This window comes from Microcystis sp. M53598_WE2 (assembly GCF_030067735.1).
GTDB classification, from domain to species: Bacteria; Cyanobacteriota; Cyanobacteriia; order Cyanobacteriales; family Microcystaceae; genus Microcystis; species Microcystis aeruginosa.
In genome coordinates this window covers 1-4,263 of sequence record NZ_JASJFE010000403.1, presented here as the reverse complement: position 1 = coordinate 4,263, position 4,263 = coordinate 1, and the positions used below count along the sequence as shown (strand labels likewise).

4 protein-coding genes and 1 tRNA gene are annotated in these 4,263 nt (G+C 42.2%); 1 reads left to right on the top strand and 4 read right to left on the bottom strand.

The genetic code is table 11. The annotated features are described in order from the left end of the window. Nucleotides 1-122 precede the first annotated feature (122 nt). From PX636_RS08640 to PX636_RS08630, 3 genes are all read right to left on the bottom strand, one after another. Nucleotides 123-1,613 carry an MFS transporter gene (locus tag PX636_RS08640; RefSeq protein ID WP_288116768.1) on the bottom strand — a complete coding sequence of 497 codons (1,491 nt, stop codon included), beginning with the start codon at nt 1,611-1,613 and terminating at the stop codon, nt 123-125. A 22-nt stretch (nt 1,614-1,635) separates the two neighbouring features. Beyond that, the gene (gene recO, locus PX636_RS08635) at nt 1,636-2,418 is read right to left on the bottom strand and encodes a DNA repair protein RecO (protein WP_002798970.1); all 783 of its coding nucleotides are present in this window, start codon (nt 2,416-2,418) and stop codon (nt 1,636-1,638) included. A 299-nt stretch (nt 2,419-2,717) separates the two neighbouring features. Next, nucleotides 2,718-2,790: transfer RNA gene (locus PX636_RS08630), tRNA-Ala, on the bottom strand. 77 nt (nt 2,791-2,867) lie between these two features. Here PX636_RS08630 and trhO point away from each other — a divergent pair. Continuing rightward, nucleotides 2,868-3,680, top strand: coding sequence for an oxygen-dependent tRNA uridine(34) hydroxylase TrhO (gene trhO / locus PX636_RS08625; RefSeq protein ID WP_104397166.1), 813 nt, complete (start codon nt 2,868-2,870; stop codon nt 3,678-3,680). Between the two features lie 48 nt (nt 3,681-3,728). On the opposite strand, the gene PX636_RS08620 is transcribed toward trhO, so the two are convergent. After that, the coding region (locus PX636_RS08620; protein ID WP_288116766.1) for an RDD family protein at nt 3,729-4,263 on the bottom strand (535 nt) is incomplete at its 5' end.

Genomic DNA, 4,263 nt, shown 5'->3' with positions numbered 1-4,263 from the left:
AACGGGTTTCTTCAAGAAACCCGTTTTCTATTCAATCTCCTGACTCCTGACTCCTAACTCCTGACTCCTAACTCCTAACTACTGATTACTGTTTACTGATAACTGATAACTGAAAAGTTCCGCTAATCTTTAGATAAATTGCGAGAAACATACCAAGTAAAACCGCCGCCGATAACTGCCATAACTGCTAAAGCTAATAGTACCGGTCGGAGTCCGAATTGAGTTTCGGCGATACCCGCGACAGCTAAGGGTAAAGAGAGGGCAATATTAACGGCATTATTTTCTAAACCAAAGACTTTACCGCGCATTTCGGGGGGTGTATCTGCCTGTAGGGTAGTTTGCATGGGAACCCCGACTAAAGCGGCAAAAATCCCTAATAAAGCGGTCATAGCGAAGGCTAAAATTAAACTCTTTGTGGATAGAGATAAACCGATTAAAGCTGCCGCCATACCCAGGGAACCCCAGAGACTTAATTGGGTGTGGGAGAATTTTTGGCCCCAATAACCCAAAGTAATCGCACTAACTGCCATTCCTGCACCACAGGAGGCTAATAAAAAGCCGAATTGAGAAGCTTTTAACCCGGGTAGTTTTTCCGCCATACTGACGGCTAATACCGATAGAGCGGCAAAAATACAGAATAAGATGACTAATTGAATCAGGGCGTTACGAACTTTATGATTTTTGTTGAGGTAACGAATGCCGTCGCGGATATCTTCCCAAACATGGGGCTGTTCTGCGGTAGGAATGACATATTTTTCGTTAGTTCGCAGGATAATTAGAATTAAACCGGCAATTATATAAAAAGCACCGACAATCATCACTTTGCCAATATCAAATTGTCCAGCTCTCGTGCCAAAAATGCTATCGGCAAAAGCTAATAGAGGTTCACCGATGGCAAAACCGATAATTAATACCGCCATGGTGGTTAAAGTGTTGAGGGAATTAGCGGGTAGAAGATGACGACGTTTTACCACTAATGGCAGGGTAGATTGTTCGGCGGGGGCAAAAAATTGGGTTAAGGTGGAGACAAGAAAAGTAATGACTAACAACAGGAAAAAACCGAAGGGTAAATTAAATTCTCCCTGTAGCCGGTAATGCCAATTTCTTAAACCTTCCGGTAGCCAACCGAGGGGAACGGCTAAAGTTTGCTCGCGCACTAACCACAATAATAGGGGAATGAGGAGGACAAAAGCCCCGCGTAAAAGGTTAGAAATAACTAAAACTTGTTTTTTTAACCATCTATCAACGTATACACCCGCCACCGAACCCACTAACACCGCCGGAATTGTATTAGCAATCATTATCGCCGATACCCAGCCACTAATCGACTGATCGGCTTCTTGGTAATGGGTGGCAATTAGGGAGATCATCAGGACTAAATAGAATTTATCCGCTAATTGGGAAAAAATTCCCCCCGCCCAGAGAATGAGAAAGCGCGGGTTTTTTAGCACTGGGGCAAAACCCTGACTAGGATTGGATTTGGGCGCACGTTTAGGCAAGCGGTTCATGGTTTCTGCGTCGGATTGCCTCGGTGAGGAATCGGAAGAATTAAAAACAGGAGTGGAGGAGTCGCTAGACGTAGCGTCGTCAGTTTCTGAGTCAAACAGTTGCATTATGATGATTTTTGCTATCTGTTTAAAATTCTAAGGGAGATAAACCCTCAACTAATGCCGAGGAGCGAAAAGTTTTTCCGAGATGATATTGAGTATAGCGGCGCAGCAGGCGATCGAGGTTAATCCAAGCTAGTTCTGAGGCAAGGTTTTCTTCTGGGGGAAAATCTGTTTTTCCTAGGCATTGCAGTAATTGCAGTTCTTGCAACGTCAGTTTACTATCGATTTTGGGCGGGTTGATTGTTTCTGTGAGGGCAGCTAGATCTATTATGCCCCCTGCCTCGAAACTAAATCCTAGGCAATTGTCCCCAATTAAGGCTTTTCCCGTCAACAGGCAGTTATGGACTTGCGGCACTAAGCCGGCAATTATTAAGAAATGAAAAATTGCTTGACAAAGGTAGGGAAGTATGTATTGATTCTCGTCGAGGACTTCAATTCTGGCCAGATGGCCGCAGATTAATTCGTATAATTCCCTCTGGGGTTGTTCGCTCAGGGCGATCGCCAAAACCAGTTCACAGAGGTATTGACTAACGGTGAGTTTGGCGAGATTTTGACTTAATTTGGGATAAGATTCGATAGTTTCAGCTTGAACGACCTTATCTAGGGATTTTCCTGCGACTATCAACAGATTATTGACCACAAATAGTTCACTTCTACCCCGGAGGGAAGATTTATACTTGCGCGCACCTGGAGCGATGGCTCTAATTAAACCATACTCGGCGGTCAAAATAGTTAAGAGGCGATCGGCTTCTCCGAAGGCCATTCCTTGTAGATTGATTCCAGTAGCTTGATAGGTACGAGACATCATTTAATAATTAACTAGGGTCTGCTGAAAAAGTTTTCCGTGGGGACAGGGTGTGGGGTGTGGGGTGTAGGGTTTTACCGATTTTGAGGGGGTCAATTACCTAATTTTCAGGGAAAAAGTCCAGGAAATTTCCCCCCGATCACTCCCATATCTGGTACTTTTTGATTGATAAAAGGTTTAAAAGTCTTACCCAACAAAGTTTTTAGATTTTTTCAGCAAACCCTAGCTAATTGTCTTCCCAAAAAGACTTGGGCTAATCACCAAGCAAAAGTGAATCAGTCAGGACTATGGGGGAGATGCTATGGAGGTTAGCGGACTCGAACCGCTGACATCCTGCTTGCAAAGCAGGCGCTCTACCAACTGAGCTAAACCCCCGATCTGGTTTTTGAGACACTCTCGTTATTATAACCTATAGTGAAAAATATTACAAGTTAATTTTTCCCTTGCCTGCCATGTCTTATCTAGTCGCCACTTTTTACCAGTTTGTGGCTTTGTCAGATTATCGTCAAAAACAGCCAGAAATACAAAAATACTGCCAAGAAAGAGGAATTAAAGGAACTATTCTTCTGGCAGCCGAGGGGATTAATGCAACGATCGCCGGGAACAGTCAAGCGATCGCAGAGGTGATTAGTTGGTTAAAAACCGATACTCGTTTAGCTAATCTAGAGGTGAAAGAGTCTGTTTGTGATTATTTGCCCTTTCAACGCTTAAAAATTCGCTTAAAAAAGGAAATTGTCACTTTTGGTCAAGCCAAGGCTAATCCTCTCGAAAAAACAGGAATTCATCTCAAAACTGAAGAGTGGAACCAATTGCTGAAAGAGCCGGACGTGGTAGTTATCGATACGCGTAATAATTATGAAGTGGCGATCGGTACTTTTGCGGGAGCGCTTAACCCAGAAATCCAGCATTTTCGCCAATTTCCCGAGTATATTCACGACAATTTTGATCCTATTAACAATAAGAAAATAGCTCTTTTTTGTACGGGGGGAATTCGCTGTGAAAAGGCGGCAGCTTTTTTATTAAATCAAGGCTTTTCTCAAGTTTATCAGCTAGAGGGAGGTATTTTGAAATACTTAGAAGAAGTTAGTCCCGATCAGAGTCTTTGGCAAGGAGAATGTTTTGTTTTCGATCAAAGAGTAGCACTAACAGCTAATTTAGAGGTAGGACATTATGAAATGTGTCCCGCTTGCGGTCATCCCATCGATGAAAAAGATAAACAATCCCCCAATTATCAAGCAGGAATATCTTGTCCCTATTGTAGTTGATTTTATCCTATCGTCCTGCTCCCATCTCCCTACTTTTCTAGGTTCTGGTTACTTTTTTTTGCGGATTTGTGTACCAGAAATCATGTCATGAAGGGCGCGTTTTTTCTTTGTCCAGGCTGCCAGTAAAAAGCCCAAATATAAGGGAGCAGTGGAGATAAATTTTAGTAAGTAGCGGCGATTTGCTCTTGCAAAAGATATGCGTCGGCCTTGGCTATCGGTGACGGATAAATCAAAAAACATTTTACCAATAGTGGCTTTAAAAAGATATTCTAAGAAAACATAATATAACCATTTAATCACTATTCCTAAACCGAGAGCAGTCAGGATGGCAATATGTTCGTGAGTAAAGTTAAGTTTGGCTTGAATATTATAGATAATTGCTGCTACAAATAAAGCAACCCCGATAATTGTTGTTCCAGCTGCACTTAATCCTGCTGCATAGTAAACCCAGATTTCTTTGGGTATATCAAAATCAAGGTTTAAATCTTGAAAAGTTGACCATTGTTGTAAGCGAAAACAGATATAACCACCTAATAAAGCGGCGATAATAAGAACGATAAAAGAATCAATTAAAGAGGCTTTT